This is a genomic window from Maridesulfovibrio sp. (assembly GCF_963666665.1).
Classification (GTDB): domain Bacteria; phylum Desulfobacterota; class Desulfovibrionia; order Desulfovibrionales; family Desulfovibrionaceae; genus Maridesulfovibrio.
Genome location: NZ_OY762999.1, coordinates 4,114,557 through 4,132,051 on the forward strand (window position 1 = coordinate 4,114,557; position 17,495 = coordinate 4,132,051).

At 45.8% G+C, this 17,495-nt stretch carries 18 protein-coding genes and 2 tRNA genes; 6 read left to right on the plus strand and 14 right to left on the minus strand.

All coding sequences use genetic code 11. The features are described from left to right. Positions 1-42 precede the first annotated feature (42 nt). Positions 43-435, plus strand: coding sequence for a bacteriohemerythrin (locus ACKU40_RS18750; protein WP_320174302.1), 393 nt, complete (start codon positions 43-45; stop codon positions 433-435). Here ACKU40_RS18750 and ACKU40_RS18755 read toward each other — a convergent pair. After that, positions 432-1,247 carry an AraC family transcriptional regulator gene (locus tag ACKU40_RS18755; protein WP_320174303.1) on the minus strand — a complete coding sequence of 272 codons (816 nt, stop codon included), beginning with the start codon at positions 1,245-1,247 and terminating at the stop codon, positions 432-434. The two genes, ACKU40_RS18750 and ACKU40_RS18755, sit on opposite strands and share 4 nt — an antisense overlap. A gap of 98 nt (positions 1,248-1,345) precedes the next feature. After that, on the minus strand, positions 1,346-2,359 hold the full coding sequence (locus ACKU40_RS18760) for a hypothetical protein (protein ID WP_320174304.1): 1,014 nt from the start codon (positions 2,357-2,359) through the stop codon (positions 1,346-1,348). Between the two features lie 104 nt (positions 2,360-2,463). Between ACKU40_RS18760 and ACKU40_RS18765 the strand changes: the two genes are divergently transcribed. Both ACKU40_RS18765 and ACKU40_RS18770 read left to right on the plus strand, forming a co-directional pair. After that, on the plus strand, positions 2,464-2,802 hold the full coding sequence (locus ACKU40_RS18765; protein WP_320174305.1) for an MGMT family protein: 339 nt from the start codon (positions 2,464-2,466) through the stop codon (positions 2,800-2,802). A 15-nt stretch (positions 2,803-2,817) separates the two neighbouring features. Beyond that, a complete protein-coding gene (locus tag ACKU40_RS18770; protein WP_320174306.1) occupies positions 2,818-3,663 on the plus strand; it encodes an aldo/keto reductase in 846 nt (281 codons plus the stop codon). A 61-nt stretch (positions 3,664-3,724) separates the two neighbouring features. Here the strand turns inward: ACKU40_RS18770 and ACKU40_RS18775 are convergent, their stop codons facing one another. From ACKU40_RS18775 to ACKU40_RS18795, 5 genes are all read right to left on the minus strand, one after another. Next, positions 3,725-5,866, minus strand: a complete 2,142-nt coding sequence (locus ACKU40_RS18775) for a methyl-accepting chemotaxis protein (RefSeq protein WP_320174307.1) — start codon at positions 5,864-5,866, stop codon at positions 3,725-3,727. Between the two features lie 240 nt (positions 5,867-6,106). After that, positions 6,107-8,251, minus strand: a complete 2,145-nt coding sequence (locus ACKU40_RS18780; RefSeq protein ID WP_320174308.1) for a methyl-accepting chemotaxis protein — start codon at positions 8,249-8,251, stop codon at positions 6,107-6,109. 258 nt (positions 8,252-8,509) lie between these two features. Next, entirely contained in the window at positions 8,510-8,845 is a 336-nt protein-coding gene (locus ACKU40_RS18785) for a zinc ribbon domain-containing protein YjdM (protein WP_320174309.1), read from the minus strand. Between the two features lie 140 nt (positions 8,846-8,985). Then, the gene (locus ACKU40_RS18790; RefSeq protein WP_320174310.1) at positions 8,986-9,411 is read right to left on the minus strand and encodes a hypothetical protein; all 426 of its coding nucleotides are present in this window, start codon (positions 9,409-9,411) and stop codon (positions 8,986-8,988) included. A gap of 35 nt (positions 9,412-9,446) precedes the next feature. Beyond that, entirely contained in the window at positions 9,447-9,752 is a 306-nt protein-coding gene (locus ACKU40_RS18795; RefSeq protein WP_320174311.1) for a hypothetical protein, read from the minus strand. Positions 9,753-9,971: 219 nt separating this feature from the next. On the opposite strand from ACKU40_RS18795, the gene ACKU40_RS18800 reads away from it, so the two are divergent. Beyond that, a complete protein-coding gene (locus ACKU40_RS18800; RefSeq protein WP_320174312.1) occupies positions 9,972-10,874 on the plus strand; it encodes an ATP-binding protein in 903 nt (300 codons plus the stop codon). Between the two features lie 124 nt (positions 10,875-10,998). Here the strand turns inward: ACKU40_RS18800 and ACKU40_RS18805 are convergent. The 4 genes from ACKU40_RS18805 to ACKU40_RS18820 all read right to left on the minus strand — a co-directional run bounded on the left by ACKU40_RS18805 (position 10,999) and on the right by ACKU40_RS18820 (position 12,592). Then, positions 10,999-11,075 (minus strand) — tRNA-Asp (locus ACKU40_RS18805). 41 nt (positions 11,076-11,116) lie between these two features. After that, a tRNA-Val gene (locus tag ACKU40_RS18810) sits at positions 11,117-11,192 on the minus strand. A 71-nt stretch (positions 11,193-11,263) separates the two neighbouring features. Beyond that, positions 11,264-11,620 (minus strand): STAS/SEC14 domain-containing protein, encoded by a 357-nt coding sequence (locus ACKU40_RS18815; RefSeq protein ID WP_320174313.1) that lies wholly within the window; start codon positions 11,618-11,620, stop codon positions 11,264-11,266. 3 nt (positions 11,621-11,623) lie between these two features. Further along, positions 11,624-12,592, minus strand: a complete 969-nt coding sequence (locus ACKU40_RS18820; protein WP_320174314.1) for a HAMP domain-containing sensor histidine kinase — start codon at positions 12,590-12,592, stop codon at positions 11,624-11,626. Between the two features lie 382 nt (positions 12,593-12,974). On the opposite strand from ACKU40_RS18820, the gene ACKU40_RS18825 reads away from it, so the two are divergent. Next, a complete protein-coding gene (locus tag ACKU40_RS18825; RefSeq protein WP_320174315.1) occupies positions 12,975-14,051 on the plus strand; it encodes a class I SAM-dependent methyltransferase in 1,077 nt (358 codons plus the stop codon). A 43-nt stretch (positions 14,052-14,094) separates the two neighbouring features. On the opposite strand, the gene ACKU40_RS18830 is transcribed toward ACKU40_RS18825, so the two are convergent. Both ACKU40_RS18830 and ACKU40_RS18835 read right to left on the minus strand, forming a co-directional pair. Then, entirely contained in the window at positions 14,095-14,610 is a 516-nt protein-coding gene (locus tag ACKU40_RS18830; RefSeq protein ID WP_320174316.1) for a DUF2087 domain-containing protein, read from the minus strand. A gap of 229 nt (positions 14,611-14,839) precedes the next feature. Next, positions 14,840-15,625, minus strand: a complete 786-nt coding sequence (locus ACKU40_RS18835) for a transporter substrate-binding domain-containing protein (protein WP_320174317.1) — start codon at positions 15,623-15,625, stop codon at positions 14,840-14,842. Between the two features lie 218 nt (positions 15,626-15,843). On the opposite strand from ACKU40_RS18835, the gene ACKU40_RS18840 reads away from it, so the two are divergent. Then, on the plus strand, positions 15,844-16,659 hold the full coding sequence (locus ACKU40_RS18840) for an arylamine N-acetyltransferase (RefSeq protein WP_320174318.1): 816 nt from the start codon (positions 15,844-15,846) through the stop codon (positions 16,657-16,659). On the opposite strand, the gene ACKU40_RS18845 is transcribed toward ACKU40_RS18840, so the two are convergent. After that, on the minus strand, positions 16,656-17,348 hold the full coding sequence (locus tag ACKU40_RS18845; RefSeq protein WP_320174319.1) for a glutamine amidotransferase-related protein: 693 nt from the start codon (positions 17,346-17,348) through the stop codon (positions 16,656-16,658). The genes ACKU40_RS18840 and ACKU40_RS18845 overlap by 4 nt on opposite strands. Positions 17,349-17,495 lie beyond the last annotated feature (147 nt).

The following is a 17,495-nucleotide window of genomic DNA, read 5'->3' on the forward strand; positions in this document are numbered from 1 at the left end:
AATATGTAGGTGTTCTTTTGTAGCGAAAAGGAGGCTATGCATATGGTTTTTGCTGAATGGAAAGATAAATATAGCCTTGAAAATGAGCTGGTAGATAAGCAACATAGATTTTTAATTAAAATGCTTAATGATCTGGCTGCAGCCGGTCCTGGAGATAAAGAGAGCGCGGCTTGTACATGCTTGAGTCGTATGGAAAAATACGCGCAGGAACATTTTCAGGATGAAGAGAAGCTTATGCGCGACAACGGTTACCTTCATCTGGATGAGCACATTAAAGAACATGAAGGATTTATCCGCCAGCTGGAAGATTACAAGGAAGCGGTTTTTACTAAGTATGTGCCTTTTCAGGATATGCTTGAATATCTGAATAATTGGCTGGTTGAGCACATCATTAAGAGTGACCGTAAATATGCCCGTTTTATACGCGACAATTAAATATTAGTGTATTGCGAGGGAGTCGCGCCCGTATAGCGGCGGAAAGTGTTGGTGAAGTGGCTCTGGTCTGAGAAGCCGCTTTGCAGGGCTGTCTCAGCAAAGGACATTCCGGAACGCAGCAGTCTCTTGGCGTGTTCAATGCGCAGCTGCAAATGATAATTGTGCGGCGGAAGTCCGGTGGTTTTTCTGAATACCCGCAGCAGATGATAGCGGGATAGTCCGGTAGCCTGTGAAAGTTCTTCAAGTGAAACCTTCTCCGAGAGGTTCTCGTGAAGATATTCGCGGGCTTTTTTTACCGCTGCAGGTTCCTTGGTGTGCGGTACTTTGGATTGGGCTTCGCAATGGCGGGTCAAGAGGGCCGCTGCAGCACGGGCAAGGGCTGTATCAAGGGCCAGCCTGCTTTTTACTGTTGATGCGGCGTAGTTGAGTTCGGTCAGGGTTCCGGTGGTCAATTTATCTTCGGTTACAACGGACCTGAATTCCGGTAATCCTTCTGTTTCATTAAGGTCGCGGAGGGCTTTCTCAAATAAACGGTTGTCAAAGCTGAAAACTCGGTAGGTGAGCCGGGTGTCAGAGTCGGTAATTACACCGGAATGGACAAGCCCGGGATTGAAGAGGGCTATTTCCCCTCCACGCACAAAGGAACTGCCTGAACCCGGCTGGCGGCAATAGCAACCGCCTGCCTCCATGACGCCTACGGAATGAAAACCGTGGGTATGGTTCGGGAAGGAATGGTTAGAGTTAATAACTTCCTGAATTTCGAGGCCCTCGATAGTCTCAGGCCGCAGGTATCTGATTGTCCCTTTGTTCATTAGTAGCACCGCTTTCACACAAGAGTTGCATAAACATTTATGGAACACAAGCTAGACAGCATGCGGTCAGCGGTCTTGTAAAAAATTGCTCTCTTTGATTACTTGTTGTTTTTTCTTTTAACCCCGTGATCTTTTAAGGCACGGACAATTTCATCGAACTGATCGAGAGCATTACCCATTATCTTGATTTCCTTACCCTTGCTGGGATGTATGCGGATGCCCCATTCTTCCTGATGGCGGAGCATCAGTCCGGTTGCTAGGGCCTGCAAAGTTGTCCCGAGGATAAGCAGCAGGGTGGATATTTTTCCGCCCAGCCGGGTTCTGTAGTTTCTGAAGTATTCAATTTCATGCCATTTTATGAGTTTATCTTTTCCCCTTTTGACAACATGGAGCCCCTGATCTGTTATTCTGTAGCAGAGATCGCTGTATTTCAGTGCGGTGAGCAGTAGCACCGACCAGATGGCGGCCATCAGCCACATGGTTCCGGTTAACCATATCCAGCCTTTGGATAGGCTTAATACGCTCCCCCCGGCATCCATCTCCCAGACAATGAGGAAGGGCAGCAGGAAGAATATGGGCGTGAGGATCAATCCCATAATATCAGGGACGATTACCGTGGCCCCGCGTGGATAATGGATTTCGTCCGTTTCATATTGGCGTCGCGGAATAAAGAAGTAGATGGCGAAGCCAAGCATTATCAGTCCCGGACCATGGTAAAAATAAGGGTGCTTGAATTGTTCCGGCAGGCTGTAGATATCTCCGGGGTGGCTGGCGTATATACGCAGCCATTTTTGACCGCTGCCAATGGAGACAAAAACAGCTTGTTCGGGGTAATGGGATATTTCATTAAAGGGCGGTTCGTCCGGTTTGAATATATATCGCTTATGGTTATATCCGTATGCTCTGTCTTCCAGTTCCGGTACCCCTTCTGGGCTGGTCATGCTTGCTGCCAGCTCAAACCATGCCGGAGTAGTGACAGTTATTCTTTGACTCTCAATGGTGGAGCCTTCATAGAGGCTGACAATAAGCAGTTTGCCCCCAGGCCAGATCATGAGGTAACCGCCAAGGCAGAGCAGGAACAGTGCGGATACTCTTCTGAAAATTTCAATCATTGCAAACTCACGTTTGTTAAACGGTTTCAGCTGAATAAATATAACATGTATATCTTGCGTGGAAAATGCATTTTGTATTTAATTGAAGTCTGAAGGTAGCTAACATGGGCAGGACTGTTTTTACTGAAAAGGCGATCGAGGTTATTAAGGCTATTCCGGAAGGAAAAGTCTGTTCTTACGGCAAGGTTGCGGCTTTGGCCGGTAATCCCCGTGCAGCAAGGCAGGTTGTGCGTATCCTGCATAGCAGCGGGAAAAAGGAGAATCTGCCTTGGCAGCGGGTGGTAAACCGTGAAGGGCGTATTTCCCTGAAAAAAGGGCAGGGCTATGAAAGGCAGCGTGAATTATTGGAACACGAAGGTGTTGAGTTCAGCCTTGACGGTCAGATTGATCTTGAAATTTATCTCTGGGTGCCCGAGCAATTAATTTACCATGACGAAGGTTAAAAGCTGGAGAAGTATATGAGTGTTATTTCCGTACCTGAATTGAAGATGAATGATGGTAATTCGATCCCTGCACTGGGATTCGGTACATACAAACTCAACGGTTCCGCCGGGGTGGAGACTATGGTCAATGCCATCCGCAGCGGATACCGCCTGCTTGATTCAGCTTTCAAGTACGAGAATGAGGGCGCTGTGGGTGAGGCTGTCCGCCGCAGCGGGGTTCCCCGCGAAGATTTGCTGGTGACCTCCAAGGTCCCCGGTCTGCGTCATCGTTACAATGAAGCCCTTTATTCTGTAGAGGAATCTTTGTACCGGGCCGGGTTGGATTATTATGATTTCTACCTTATCCACTGGCCCAATCCCAGTCAGGATTTGTACGTGGAGGCGTGGCAGGCTCTTATTGGAGCCCGTAAAAGGGGGCTGGTCCGGTCTATCGGCTGCAGTAATTTCCTGCCTGAACACATGCAACGGCTTATGGATGAAACCGGCGTCGCTCCGGCAGTGAATCAGGTTGAGCTGTATCCTTACTTTATCCAGCAGGAACAGCGCGACTGGCATGGGCAGCATGGGATCATTACCCAGTCATGGAGTCCGCTGGGCCGTGACAGTTCCGCCATGCAGGAAGCTTCAATCAAGGCTATCGGTGATAAGTACGGAAAAAGCGCGGCACAGGTGATCCTGCGCTGGCACGTGCAACTGGGGGCGATACCCATTCCAAAGGCCACATCCCCGTCACGCCAGCTTGAGAATATTAATATCTTTGATTTTGAATTGTCAGCTGATGATATGGCAACTATCAGTGCTTTCGATAAACCTGACGGCAGGCGCAAGGACCAGCATCCTGCTCATTATGAAGAATATTAAATGATAACGGCCCGGAACATGACATTCCGGGCCGTTGTTTTTGAGTTAATTTGTAAGCTTTTTATTCAGCTTTCAAGTCTTCCACTATTTTCTGCATTTCCGAAACCTGAACGGCAAGGGATTCGAGTGCTCTGCTGAATTCCCTTGCGCTGTCTGTTGTTTCAGTCGTGATACGGCTGATTTCTTCGACTGCTCCGTTGATTTCTTCAGATGTTGCAGACTGTTCCTCGGCAGCGGTGGCAATGCTTTGAATCTGAACTGCACTTTCCTCTGTCCCGGTTACGATTTCTTTTAAAACCCAGCCGGATTTTTCCGAGAAATCACTTGCTTCCTCAATGCGGGCGTAAACGGTTTCCATGGAACGAATATTCTCTCCGGCAACACGTTGAATGGCGCCTATGGAATTAGATACTTCACCGGTGGCGGTCATGGTTTTCTCCGCCAGCTTGCGGACTTCGTCGGCCACGACTGCGAATCCTCGTCCGGCCTCACCTGCACGGGCAGCTTCAATGGCGGCGTTCAGGGCCAGCAGGTTGGTCTGGTCGGCGATATCGGTGATTACGCCGATGATAGCCTCGGTTCCCTTGGCCTGCTTGTCCAGTTCTTCCATGTTGACTTTGAGGTTGTTCACCTCGGAAACAGTCTGGCCCAGTGCTCTTTTGGATTTATCCACGACATCAGCTCCATTTCGGGCTTTGTCCTGTGATTCAGTGCTTTCTCCGGCGGCGTCGGCGGCGTTGCGGGCGATTTCCAGTACTGTGGCGTTCATCTCTTCCATTGCTGTCGCTGTGGAGGTGATTCGGTCGCTCTGTATTTCTGCTCCGCTGAGCAGTTGATTGGACTGTACGGACATCTGTTCGGAAGCGGAAACTACCCGTTCAAGGATAAGCTCCACTCGTTCTGCTGCGTGGTGCAGACCGTCGGTGCGGGCCCTGTCAGCTTTGGCGCGTGCCTTTTCTGCTTCGGCAGTTGCTTCGCGTGCCTTTGCTGATTCCTCTTCAGCCTTGCGGGTTTCATCTTCCGCCTTGAGAATAGTGTTTTTAAGTTCAGCTACCATTGCCCGCAGGGAATCAGCCATGCGTCCGATTTCATCTTTCTGGTTAATGTCGAGATCGGCATCGAGATCGCCGTCAGCAACTTTTGTCGTGTAGGCTGCGGTTTTGATGATCGGTTTACTGATCAGTCCGGCAAGCATGAAAAGAACTGCCAGCAGGATGGCGATGGCTATACCGCTGATGATCAGGCTGTTCTGGGCTATGGCATTGGCCTGAGCTTCAACCTTATCCATGGGGATGACCAGTGCGATAGACCATGGATAGGATGTTTTTCCGACTTTGATCGGAGCATAGGTGATATATTGTCTTTCTCCGTTTTCAGATTCGGTCACGTAAGAGTAAGCCCTGCCTCTTTCAATGGCTTTCAGGGTTTCCTTTTTGTGTTCGTGGTCGATCACATCACCGAGATTTTTGGCCTGCAATTCTGAATCGGGGTGGGCTACAATGTTCCCTTTGTTGGTTACAAGGTATGCGTAGCCGGTTTCAAGAGGCTTGATTTCAAGAATGGTTTCCTGAAGATCGTTCAAGTAAAAATCAACACCCACAACACCTATGTTCCGCCCGCTTTTTTTGACCGGAATTCCAGTGGAAGATACCCAATAGGTCTTACCATTTACTGTCCAAGGATATGGCTCAGTTATTGTTTCCACATTGCCGGACATGGGATTTTGAAACCAGCCCACATTGGAGACATCTTTATTACCGACAAACAGTTCTGCAATTTGTCCATTGTCGCGATGGTACCAGTTACGGTAGGCTCCTTTGTATTTGCCCATGTAATCATCTTCCCGGCCGTCATAAACATCCGGGGGAAATGCGCACCATGAACCGGCAAGACCGGGATGCCGTTCAAGAACACCAACCAGTACAGAGTCGAGATATTCGCGGTCCGGGATAACACTATAGTTGGCACCTTCTTCAAACATGATGCCCAGTGTTCTGGTTACGGTCAGGGCTTTACCCATTGTTTCGGAAATTTCATTGCCGAATCCTTTGGCGATATGATCGGCAGCCTCACTTGCCTGTTTTACAGCCATTTTCTTGGCCTGATTGGTCATGACCAATGTGCTTGTGGCAAGTATAAGGGCCACTATGCAGAAAGTCGGCAAAATAATTTTAGTCTTCAGGCTCCAGTTTTTGAAATTCATTAAATACCCCTTGTTTTTGCGACACTGTCGGCGTGTTTAAGACAATGTTGTCGTGTTTTTATTTAGTAATTACAGTACTTTATCTAGTTTTGCAGGGGTTGTTTCAACAATCTTTAAGAAAAAGTAAAGGGGGGAAGCTGAAAAATTGTAAAAAGATTTATTTATTGAAATCAGAGAAGATGCAAAAAGAAAGGCCGTATCGGTTGATACGGCCTTCTATCTTATTATTGCAGTTGTTTTCTATTCATCTTTCAGGTCTTCTACGATTTTCTGCATTTCAGATACCTGTTCAGCGAGCGATTCAAGAGCCAAAGCAAATTCTCGTGCTCCATTTGCCGTCTCAGCGGTAATCCGGCTGATTTCTTCGATGGAGTTGTTGATTTCTTCTGAGGTGGCAGACTGCTCTTCAGCCGCTGTGGCGATACTTTGAATCTGGATCGCACTTTCTTCGGCACCGGTAACGATTTCCTTTAAAACTCCGCCGGAGCTTTCAGAGAAATCATTTGCTTCAGCAATGCGGGTGTAGACAGTTTCCATGGAGCGGATGTTATCCCCGGCTACACGCTGGATCGCGTTGATGGAATTAGATACTTCCCCTGTGGCAGTCATGGTTTTTTCCGCCAGTTTGCGCACTTCATCGGCAACAACAGCGAAACCTCGTCCGGCTTCACCTGCACGTGCGGCTTCAATGGCTGCGTTGAGGGCCAGCAGGTTGGTCTGGTCGGCAATATCGGTAATTACACCGACAATGGCTTCGGTTCCCTTGGCCTGCTTGCCCAGCTCTTCCATGTTGCCTTTGAGGTTGTTTACCTCGGTTACAGTCTGGGTCAGTGCTGTTTTGGATTTCTCGACAACCGAAGCTCCGTCTCTGGCCTTTATCTGGGCATCGTTACTTGCTTCTGCAGCGTCACTGGCGTTGCGGGCGATTTCCAGAACTGTTGCGTTCATTTCTTCCATGGCTGTTGCTGTGGAGGAAATGCGGTCGCTTTGGATTTCTGATCCCTGCAGCATTTCGTTAGACTGAACGGACATCTGTTCAGAAGCGGAGACTACCCGTTCAAGTACCTGCTCAACTCGGTCTGCTGCGTGATGCAGGCCTTCAGTGCGGGCCATGTCTGCCTTGGCTCGGGCCTTTTCCGCTTCGGCAGTTGCTTCGCGTGCTTTTGCAGACTCTTCTTCTGCCTTGCGGGTTTCATCTTCCGCTTTAAGGATGGTCTTCTTGAGTTCTCCGACCATGGCCCGCAGGGAGTCGGCCATACGTCCGATTTCATCTTTCTGGTTGATTTCCAGTGAGGCATCGAGGTCGCCTTCAGAAACTTTGTTAGTGTAGCCTGCGGTCTTGAGGATAGGCTTGCTGATAACTCCGGCCAGTACAAAGAGAATAGCCAGCAGGATAAGAATTGCCACAACACTGACCATGATACTATTCTTGGCAATGGCATTGGCTTGTGCTTCAACCTTGTCCATGGGGATTACCAATGCGATGGACCATGGGAAAGAAGTCTTACCGACTTTGATCGGAGCATAGGTAATGTATTCCTTATTACCTGATTTAGAGTCTGCTACATAAGAATAGGTCCTGCCGTTATTGATTGCGGCCAGAATATCGCTCTGATTTTTGCCTGTGAGAATTTCGGTTATGTTTTTAGCCTGCAGCTCGGAATCGGGATGCGCAACAATGGTTCCCTCATTTGTTACCAGGAACGCATAGCCGGTTTCAAACGGTTTGATTTTAAGTACGGTATCAAGAAGGTCGTTCAGGTAAAAGTCTACGCCTACAATACCTATGTTACGCCCTTTTTTCTTAACCGGGTATCCGGTGGAGCAAAGCCAGAAAGTCTTTCCATCCACTTCCCACGGGTATGGTTCGGAGAGGGTCTCCACATTGCCGGACATGGGTTTTTCAAACCATGCCTGTCCTTCAAGGTTTTCATCTCCTACATATGAAGCGGCTATGCTTCCGCCGTCGCGGTAATACCAGTTGCGGTACGCTCCTTTGTATTTTTCGCGGTATTCATCTTCCCGGTTGTCGTAGCTGCTTTTGCTCGGAAAGGTACACCATGCACCGGAAAGGCCGGGGTGCTTTTTCAGAGTGTGTACAAGTACGGAGTCGAGGAATTCACGGTCAGGGATGACTTTGTAGTTAGCGCCCTCTTCAAACATGGCGGCTAGAGTTCTTGTTACGGTAAGAGCTTTCCCTAATGTTTCGGATATTTCATTACCGTATCCTTTTGCTTCAGTGTCAGCACCCTTGCTGGCTTGCTCTACTGCTAAGCTTCTTGCCTGATCAGTCATTACCCATGTGCTGGCGGTAAGGATAATCGCCACAATGCAGAAAGTGGGTATGATAATTTTGTTTTTTAGGCTCCAGTCCTTAAAGTTCATGCAATTCCTCCCTCGATGAAGATGACAGTTATATTCCTGAAAAGCTTACTACCTTTAGTGGATGTAGTGCGACAACCGGATGCTAAGCTTACCTTAATATATAACATTAAATTTGGTGGTAATGTAAAGAAAAAGCGACAATTGTGGCCTGAACAGGCGTTCAGTGTGATGGCGGTAATAAAAAAAGGCTGCATCATTTGATGCAGCCTTTGCGTGAACACTGAGGGGTAAAAAAAGCTGTAAAGCTGTTCGGGCTTACTAGCCTTTTTTTACAATGGATGTCTTCAGCATCATTGCGCCGAAGCCGGGAATCTTGCAGGAAATGTCATGCACGCCGTCTTCAGGTTCAACCAGACGGATGTTTTTGACTTTGGTTCCTTTTTTGATGGATGAAGATGCACCCTTAACTTTCAGATCCTGAATGACGATGACAGTGTCACCGTCAACGAGAACGTTGCCGTTTGCGTCTTTATAAACTTTTTCAGCAACGTCTTCAGCCTGAAATTCATAGTTGCATTCCGGGCAGATGAGGGTGCTTCCGTCAGAATATACATATTCAGAATTACATTGCGGGCAATTAGGTAAATTTTCCATTATGTTAAACTCTTTGTTTATCCCTCTTGAGGAGGGGTGGTTTTCAGGAACAGGCGCGTTGCCTATTTTAAATTAATTGTTGCAGAAGCTGAGTAGCGATTATCTGTGTTCTTTTCAAGTAACCATTTTCTGCGTTCTGTTTAGTTGAAACTTTTGTATTGGCCCGGGGCTACTTCATCCCAACTGAAATTTGAAATCGTTTTTGTGAAAGAGGCACCATTATACGGAGCTTTTAAAAAACGAACCGTGATGGAATTTTGTCCGGGACTGAGTAAATGGGAGGAGTTTGGGATAACTCTTTGCCCAAAAAACATTTGTGAATGCCCCACATTATTCCCATTAATAAACCATGTAGGTCTTTCTGAAACTCCAGGAGGTATCGGAAAGCTGCCACTAACCCAAATTCTTGATTTCTGGTTACCATTGGCCCATTTGCTAACCTGTATTTTCGAGATGATCCAAGGACAGGGCGTTCCTTCCTCTGCGGATACTTCTTTTTGTGAAAATCCAAATAGTAAAAAGCTGGTGAAACAGATTGCAAAGAATATTGAGAACCTCTTTCTCATGGCTCGGCCTCCGTTCTTTTTTGTTCAAAATATTATTAGAAGCTGAGGCTTATGCCAACCCCGACTTCACGTCCTTTTTCCTTGTCCGGAGTTCCGTGTTTGTTTTCTATCATTTTGTCTTCGCGTTCAGAAATAATCCCTGCGCTTATTCCATCTGATATCTTAACATCATCGTAGGGTTTTGCCAGCTTATCAAGTCTGGTTTTGGCTGTTAAGTTTTCCGAAGCGGCTTCTTCTCTGACTGTTATGTCATTGCTTATTTCTTGGTCGCCAGCTTGAACTTGGGTCGAAACAGTAGATAAAAGGAGAATTGTCAGTGCCAGAAATATTTTTTTATGCATTTTATTACTCTTGAAAAAGTTTGGTTTTATTGTAGCAGGATTTCATGATCCTAAAAATATATATTGATAATGAATAGTCAATTCGTGGGTAGGGTTAATTATAATGTGTTTTTTTGTCCGGTTTATTGTAGTGTGTTTTTAACTTTAGGGATTAATTAAATTTGTTCCTTTTGATTGTTTTCCGGGATGCAGTAGCACACAAGAGTTGGGAGATTGGTTGTGTCATACAGGACGAAGAAAAAGCTTTGGGAAATCCCGACATGGAAATGGCTTTTGGCCTGTGTCCTCATTTCTGAGCTGTTGACATTCATCTTGAGTTGCTCCGTTAGCTACGCTCTATGGGGCAAAGTCTCAAGTCAGGTCCTTATCATAGGTGTTGTTGATTCCTTTTTAGTCTCTCTGGTTATTGCCGGGCTGCTCTTGTCCTTTGTGCATAAGCAGAGAGAGAACGCCAGGCTGCGTGAAGATATTGAACATATTACCAAGCATGATTTGAAATCTCCGCTTCAATTGATTATCGGAGCGCCGACCATTTTACTGGAAGAGGCTGATCTTACCGAGCTTGAGCGGACTCTTGTCCAAAAGATTCAAGAGTCCGGTTACCGCATGCTGAACATGATTAACCTTTCATTGGATATCTACAAGATAGAACATGGCTTATACGAATATATGCCTGAGTCGGTTGATATTATGCAGACCGTCCAGAGTGTCCTTGATGAAAACAGGAATTTAATTGATGGCAAGCATATTCAGGTATTGCAAAAACAATCAAATTCCCCCGACGAAAAAGTGGAGAAGATGATTGTTCAAGCGGAAGAATTGTTATGTTACTCAATATTTTCAAACTGTATAAAAAACAGCCTTGAAGCTTCTCCGGAAGGTGGGGAGGTCAATATCGTTTTTACCGAAGGTTCCTCCAAAACTGTATCCATTCACAATCAAGGGGCAGTGCCTGAATCAATCCGCGGCGTGTTCTTTGATAAATATTCAACTGCCGGCAAACGGGAGGGAACCGGACTTGGGACATATTCAGCAAAACTGATGGTTAATGCTCTTGGCGGAGATATTTCTATGCAGACTTCTGATGAGCATGGAACAACTGTTTTGATCACATTCAACTAGAGGTTGCATTTGCCATAATCCATTTCTCCGTTTGATCGTTCTGCGTCAACTCATTTTCTTGATTACGGTTAACCAAAACAGAGAAAGCCATCAATCTTTTGATTGATGGCTTTCTCTTGAAAAGTGGCGGAGCCGAAGGGACTCGAACCCTCGGCCTCCGGCGTGACAGGCCGGCGTTATAACCAACTTAACTACGGCTCCGCAATATATTAAACGCGTTAAGCAACGTTTAGTATCTGGGGTGGTAGGCGGAACAGGGCTCGAACCTGTGACCCTCGGCTTGTAAGGCCGATGCTCTCCCAACTGAGCTATCCGCCCCCAGTGAGGAATCAGTTCTAAAGATACTCGCTCAAGTTGTCAACAGGTTTTTTTAAAAAAGTTTCAGAAAGTTATTCCTGCACCCATTCAAGGGCTTCATCCCTTTGATCCGGGTTGTAATGGCGGACCTCAATTGAGGGAAAAAGCTTGTCGCTGACTTTGATCAGCGGCTCATGCCATTTGATCTCTGAAACCACCGCTTTCTTGGAGAACCGTTTCAAGTTGGGCAGGGCAAACTTCAAATCTTCAACCAGAGCATTGAAGGAAATTCCGCCCATTTCTTCGACTTCAACATAAACGGCAATCCTTTCTGATTCTTCCATCTTTTTTTTGCAGACGGCGATCATTTTATTCATATCTTCTTCATGAATTTTGCCGTTGATCTTGAGCCCCAGAACCTTGGGGGCGATTTCAATCATTTCAATCATGGTTTACTCCGTAGTTAGTTGCTCATTCATGGGAATTGATATGGAAAAAACGGTACCATTTTCGGGAGTGGATTCAAACCACACTTTTCCATTGAGGTGCTTTTCTATCAACAGTTTCATGCTGTAAGTTCCTAATCCCCTTCCATCACCTTTAGTAGAGAAAGATCGTTTGAAAATCTGCCTTTGGCTTTTTTCAGGTATGAAATAATTATTATGGCCCCAGAAGTGGGCCTGCCCGTCTTCTTTTTGGCATCCTAATGTAATAGTTTCTCCCGGTTCGGATGCTTCAAGGGCATTTTTGACCATATTTCCCAAAGATCTGATTAAAATTGTAGGGTCCGTATTAAAGTAGAAGTCCTCGAATTCATCTATCTGAATCCGGCGGTCTGTGCAGAGTGGATGGCTGCTGTACATGTCCCATATTTTTCTGAGTGTTCCTTTGCAGGAGGTCGGCCTGATGGATACTTTCAGGATTCCTTCTTCTGCTTTGCTTAGATCGCGTTGGGCTTGAATCTCTTCTGTCAGTTGAGAAATCGTGTTGTCCATTTTTAGACATTGCTTGTATATCCTGTCTGATGCGGAGCTTCGGCAAAGCATCTGTGACGCATACCGGAGTCCTGTGGCGAGATTCAATATGTCATGGAAGAACAGGCGTTCAAGGTTCTTCCTTCTTTTTTCATGGCTGATATCGAGTACTGTAAAAATGATAAGATCATAATTTTCATATTTGAAGGGAGAGGTAAAAACCTGCAGGTCTAATGCCTCATTGAAGTCTGCTGACTTTCTTAAGATACGGCATTCTTCAGTGTGAGCATTTCCTTCAAGGGATTTGATGATTGATGTTGCGGCCCCGCAGTCGCGGCAGAATTTGCTCGTTCCACAGCCGCCTTCATGCGCAACTGAGTGGATGCAACCCAATGCTTCTCCCGGCCTAAGTCCCACTGTCTCGCGCGGATTTTTACTTTTAGCCATAGATTGAAATACAGAATTGCAGAATACCGTTTGGCGGCAGCTATTGATTATCAGTAAAGGGACGGGCAGCGCATGAAACGCGGTTGCCATTGAATTTTTTTGTATGATGTCTGCCAGCTCCTGAAGTTCCGGCAAGGGAGTCCTTTCGGCTGGTGCAAAATCAGTGGGCAGAGTCATGCAAAAACCTCTTAAAGCTGGCGGTTGAAAGTTTATATGGTTGTCTATTGTAATAGCTTATTTCAGGTGGGATGCAAACATGAACAGCTAGTTTTTTTGGTTAAGTCAGCCTTTGGCCATTTTGGAGTTTCATTGTTAACAGTTGCTTTTTATTGCAGGAATATAGAGAGTTGATAAAAAAATATATTTAGGTGGAGAATTCTAGATGAGTAATAAGGCTGAAATATTCAGCAATAAAATGTGCGACATATTAAATTACGGGGCACTCAATCTAGCCATGGGTATCGGCTATGAAGCTGGTTTGTTTGAAGTACTTGCCAATATGGATACTCCGTCATCTTGCTCGGTTATTGCGGAAGAGGGCGGAGTAAGCGAGAGGTATTTACGTGAGTGGCTGGGAGTGATGGTTTGCGGGGGAATTGTAGAGATCCATACCGATGCTCAGGGGCAGGAACTGTTTGAATTACCTGAGGAGTATGTCTCCTTTCTTTGTCGTTCGGGGGGGAATTCAAACCTTGGAGTCTATACGCAGGAAATTCCTTTGCTTACGGATTGCGCACGGGAAGGAGTGCTTGAAGGCGTGAAGAGCGGTGCAGGTATACCCTATGAACGTTATCCAAGATTTTATTCATTCATGGAGCAGCTGGCCGATGCCAAGCATCGTGATGTGCTGGTACAAACCTTTCTGCCTTCTGTCTTGGGTGGTGAGATTGTTCGGCGCATGAAAAAGGGTATTTCGGTTTGTGATATCGGCTGCGCGGAAGGAGTTGCCCTAGAAGTTATGGCGCAGGTCTTTCCTGCTTCGCAATTTACCGGGATTGATATTTCAGAAGATTCTTTGAACAACGGTCGTAATCGGGTTGCGCAATTGGGATTAAAGAATATTACTTTCCAACTTCAGGATGCCGCCGGTGGTGATATTGATTCGGTGAGATTTGATTATATTACAGCCTTTGATTCTATCCATGATCAGACCCGTCCCTTTGAGGCTTTGTGTAATATTCATAAAATGCTCAAGCCCGGTGGTGTTTTCTCCATGATCGACATCAAGGCAAGTTCTTCGGTCGGGGAAAATATGGATCATCCCATGGGGGCATTTCTTTATACGGTCAGCCTGATGCACTGCATGCCTGTCGGTCTGGTGGACGGAGGAACCGGGCTGGGTATGATGTGGGGCCGGGAAAAAGCAGTCTCTATGTGCAGGGAGGCCGGATTCAGTCGGGTTGAGGTGAATGACATTCCCGAAGACGGTTTTAACAGCCACTATCTTTGTTTCAAATAAAATAAGGGTGCGGACAATTAAGTCCGGCACCCTTTTCTGATTATTAGTTGATCTGTCTGATCAGTTCCACAGCTTCGAGCGGGGGACGGGATTCGACCCGTTTATATTCCCTCCCGTCAGCAGTTCTTGAAATCATCCCCTCATCCACCAGCCAACGCCGCAGCATGGTGTGGTCGCAAAATGAATGGTTCAGAATCAATTGTTCATCCAATTCAAGTTCTGTCAGTGCTGTGCGTGCCGGCAGCCGGGCCCAGAGTACCCATAGGCATAGAACCCGTTGGTTATGTTTCTTGGGCCAGCGCTGAAGTCGTCCGTTAAGATCAAAGTAGCGAACGGCCTTTTTAACCCGTTTCAAGTCGAGGGGCGCTGTCTCGTGTTTTTGGGGGATGTCGTGCTCGGCTTTGAGGTGTTGGAAGTTTTTGTAACCTCCGGCCTTAGCCAGCAGATTAAGCATTTCCACGTGGCTGGGAATGCGTTCAGCATCTTCCAGTTGTCTGCGCAGATTACGCGACAAAGCGGAAACATCGGTAATGATGAGTGGGAGTTGTGTTCGTGACATGGCTTATCCTTGTTTTCGTGCCTACCGCATAAAAAAGGGATTGCCGGTGGCCGTCCTTCCGACTCGGCACAGGATAAGTGTCGAATGGAATAAATTTGCAGCAGGTTTAGCTCCCAAAAGGGTGACGGCGCCTTGGTGAACTGCTGACCGATTATTAAAATACAGTAGTGGGGAGGTGGAGGCAATAGGAAATGTACTGTAAATATTTGAGGGTGAGGATTGTCTGATGTTATTTAAGCTTGTATTTATCTTTGATCCTTTTCCACTTCTTATTATCTTCAAGGCTTGAAGTGAAATTAAATATGAATTTTTTTAATAGTGGATCAGGTGTGTTTAACAATATATGGCGAGTATACTTGGTCAGTGGGGCTGGGGATATATAAACTCTGTCTTCATAATTATATTTATGAAGTAAATATCCTAACACGGAATTTGGTATTGTTGTGAAATCCCTGCCTCGATTTTCCACTACTGTGCGCAGATTCAAGTCCATGGATGCCGCATCCTTGCGTGTGATTTTCCCTTGGGCAACAGCTTCATCCAGGTCTTTGTATTTATGTCCAAAAACACCAGCCATAGTAAGCCCGTAAACTGATTTTGGCCCTAAGTAGTTAACAGGGTTATTTTTGCGTGAAACAATTTCATTGCGGTCATGAAGTATCGGCGGGCTCCACACAAATTTAGCTTTGTCCTGTTCTTTCATCCATATGGGGCTGACAAATAAAACAATACCAGGCCTTCCTTCTGCGAGGAAAAGGTCAAGTCTTTTTCGGGACATGGAGAGCAGTTCAAACGAAAAATTTTCTTTTGCTTCTTCATTCAGTAAATCTACGAAGTCTTTTTTCAGACCTTGGTCAGTGTTGATAGTAAATGGCGGTTCGCAATAGTAGCACCAGACGTCGACTTTTTGCCCCGCAAAAACAAAACAGGGGAAAATGTTGCTTATAGCTGATAAAGCTAGAAGGTAGAATATGATGAATAAGCACAAACGTGTGCTCCAATACTTAATAAGCATTTTCGGCTTCGGGCTCCTGAGTGTAAAAAATGAATAGGTAGTTTAGTAAATATACGGTCTTAAAAATAGTATAGTTCCAAGTTGATATTTTTGACAGGAGTTTTTATTTCTCAGGTAATGATATCTTGTGGCGTGAGGATAATTTTCGGTAGGGTGAATTTTATTATGCGGTGTTAGAGACTTTTTCAGGTTTTCTCTGTTGAGTTAAGGAGGGTGACATGTCCGGCTTTAGCTTCGATGTAAGATTATATCGTGACCGGCTGCATCTATCAGAAAATATTTCAAATACAGCTAGAGGCCTGCGCGTTCTCCAACAGGCCCAGCTTTATTCAATTCCCATAGAAAATTTTGATATTCAGTTGGGGCGCGGTATTGATCTTGCTCCTTCTTCTCTTTTTGAGAAATTGGTGTGCAGTCCTCGTGGTGGATATTGTTTTGAGGTAAACGGTTTATTTCTTATGGCGCTTCAGGCTTTTGATTTTGAAGCCCGTCCGCTTCTGGGAAGGGTCCATTTGACAGGTGAACCTTCCGGTCGCGGGCATCAAATATCTCTTGTTAAAGTTGGTGGTCGTTATTGGATTGCCGATGTGGGGTTTGGAAAGGATACTCCGCTTGGTCCTTTGCTCCTGGATATAGGGGTGGTTCAGGAGTTTAAAGGGCAGTCATTTCGTTTGTTGGATGGAGGTGTTTTCGGGATAATGGTGCAAAAGCTCGAAGGGGAGCAGTGGAAGAATCTATACAGCTTTGACATGGAACACGTCTGCAAGGCAGATATTGCCTACGGAAATCATTATACATCGACGAGTCCGCACTCTTTTTTTACGACATCACGATTTGCAGTTAAACCGTTTGAGGAAGGTTGGGCTGTCTTATTCAATCACAGGCTTAAATTGATCCAGAGAGATGAAGAGCAAGTGATAGCTCTTCCGGAAGGACAGGAATATCTGGACGCACTGGCTAAGTACTTCGGGATAAAGCTGGATGCTGACTATGAGGAATTGAAGCCTGTTCCAATAGAAAAGGACGGCAATTAAGATATTTCAATCCAGTTTTTAAAGATCTCATTATTCTTCGCGAATTCAGTGCAGGATACAGGTGTCTGGCAGTGAATCTGTTCAAAATCAGCAACATTGTTTCGAATTATCTCGGTGAATTTATCAACATCTTCATACATAAAGTCGGGGTGAAACTGTAGGCCCCAGATACGCTTGTCTTTCATCTTAAAACCGTGAATAGCACAACGGTTTGAGTTTGCGGTGATTTCGAATCTATCATCCAAATCAAAGACTTCGTCAAAATGAAAAACAGCTGACTTCAAAGTGGGTATCCCGCTGAAGATCTTGTTCTCGGATATGGATATGTCGGTCCAGCCTATTTCCGGGGTCAGTGACTTCCGCACGTGGGCTTTGCCGAGAATATGTTTGATTAAGAACTGATGCCCGAAGCATAGGCCTAGGATCGATTTGTCTGCCGCAATAAAGCTGTGAATAATTGAATCCAGTGCTAAATCCCAGTTATGTTCTTCTGTTACGCTTGCTTCAGAGCCGGAAATCAGCAGGTGGGTGTAGCTTTCAATTTCAGAGACATTTTCAAGGTCAGCCAGATATACGGTGTCATAAGGAATACCCAGAGCTTGAAATACCTCGGCGACCCTATTGTCGAAACTTATCTTGAAAGCTGTTTCATCAAGGATATTGAGGACTAGTATTTGTTTATTTTTCATCGTGAGTCTCCTTTATTTGGACTTTTATGCGGGTAGTCGAAAAGAAAATCAACAGTTGAAAATTTGATCACTCGGCGTGCGCTTCTTTCTTCAGGTGGGATCGGCTTGATTGTGCAGCAGCACAAAACAGAAAAGGGTATTAATCTT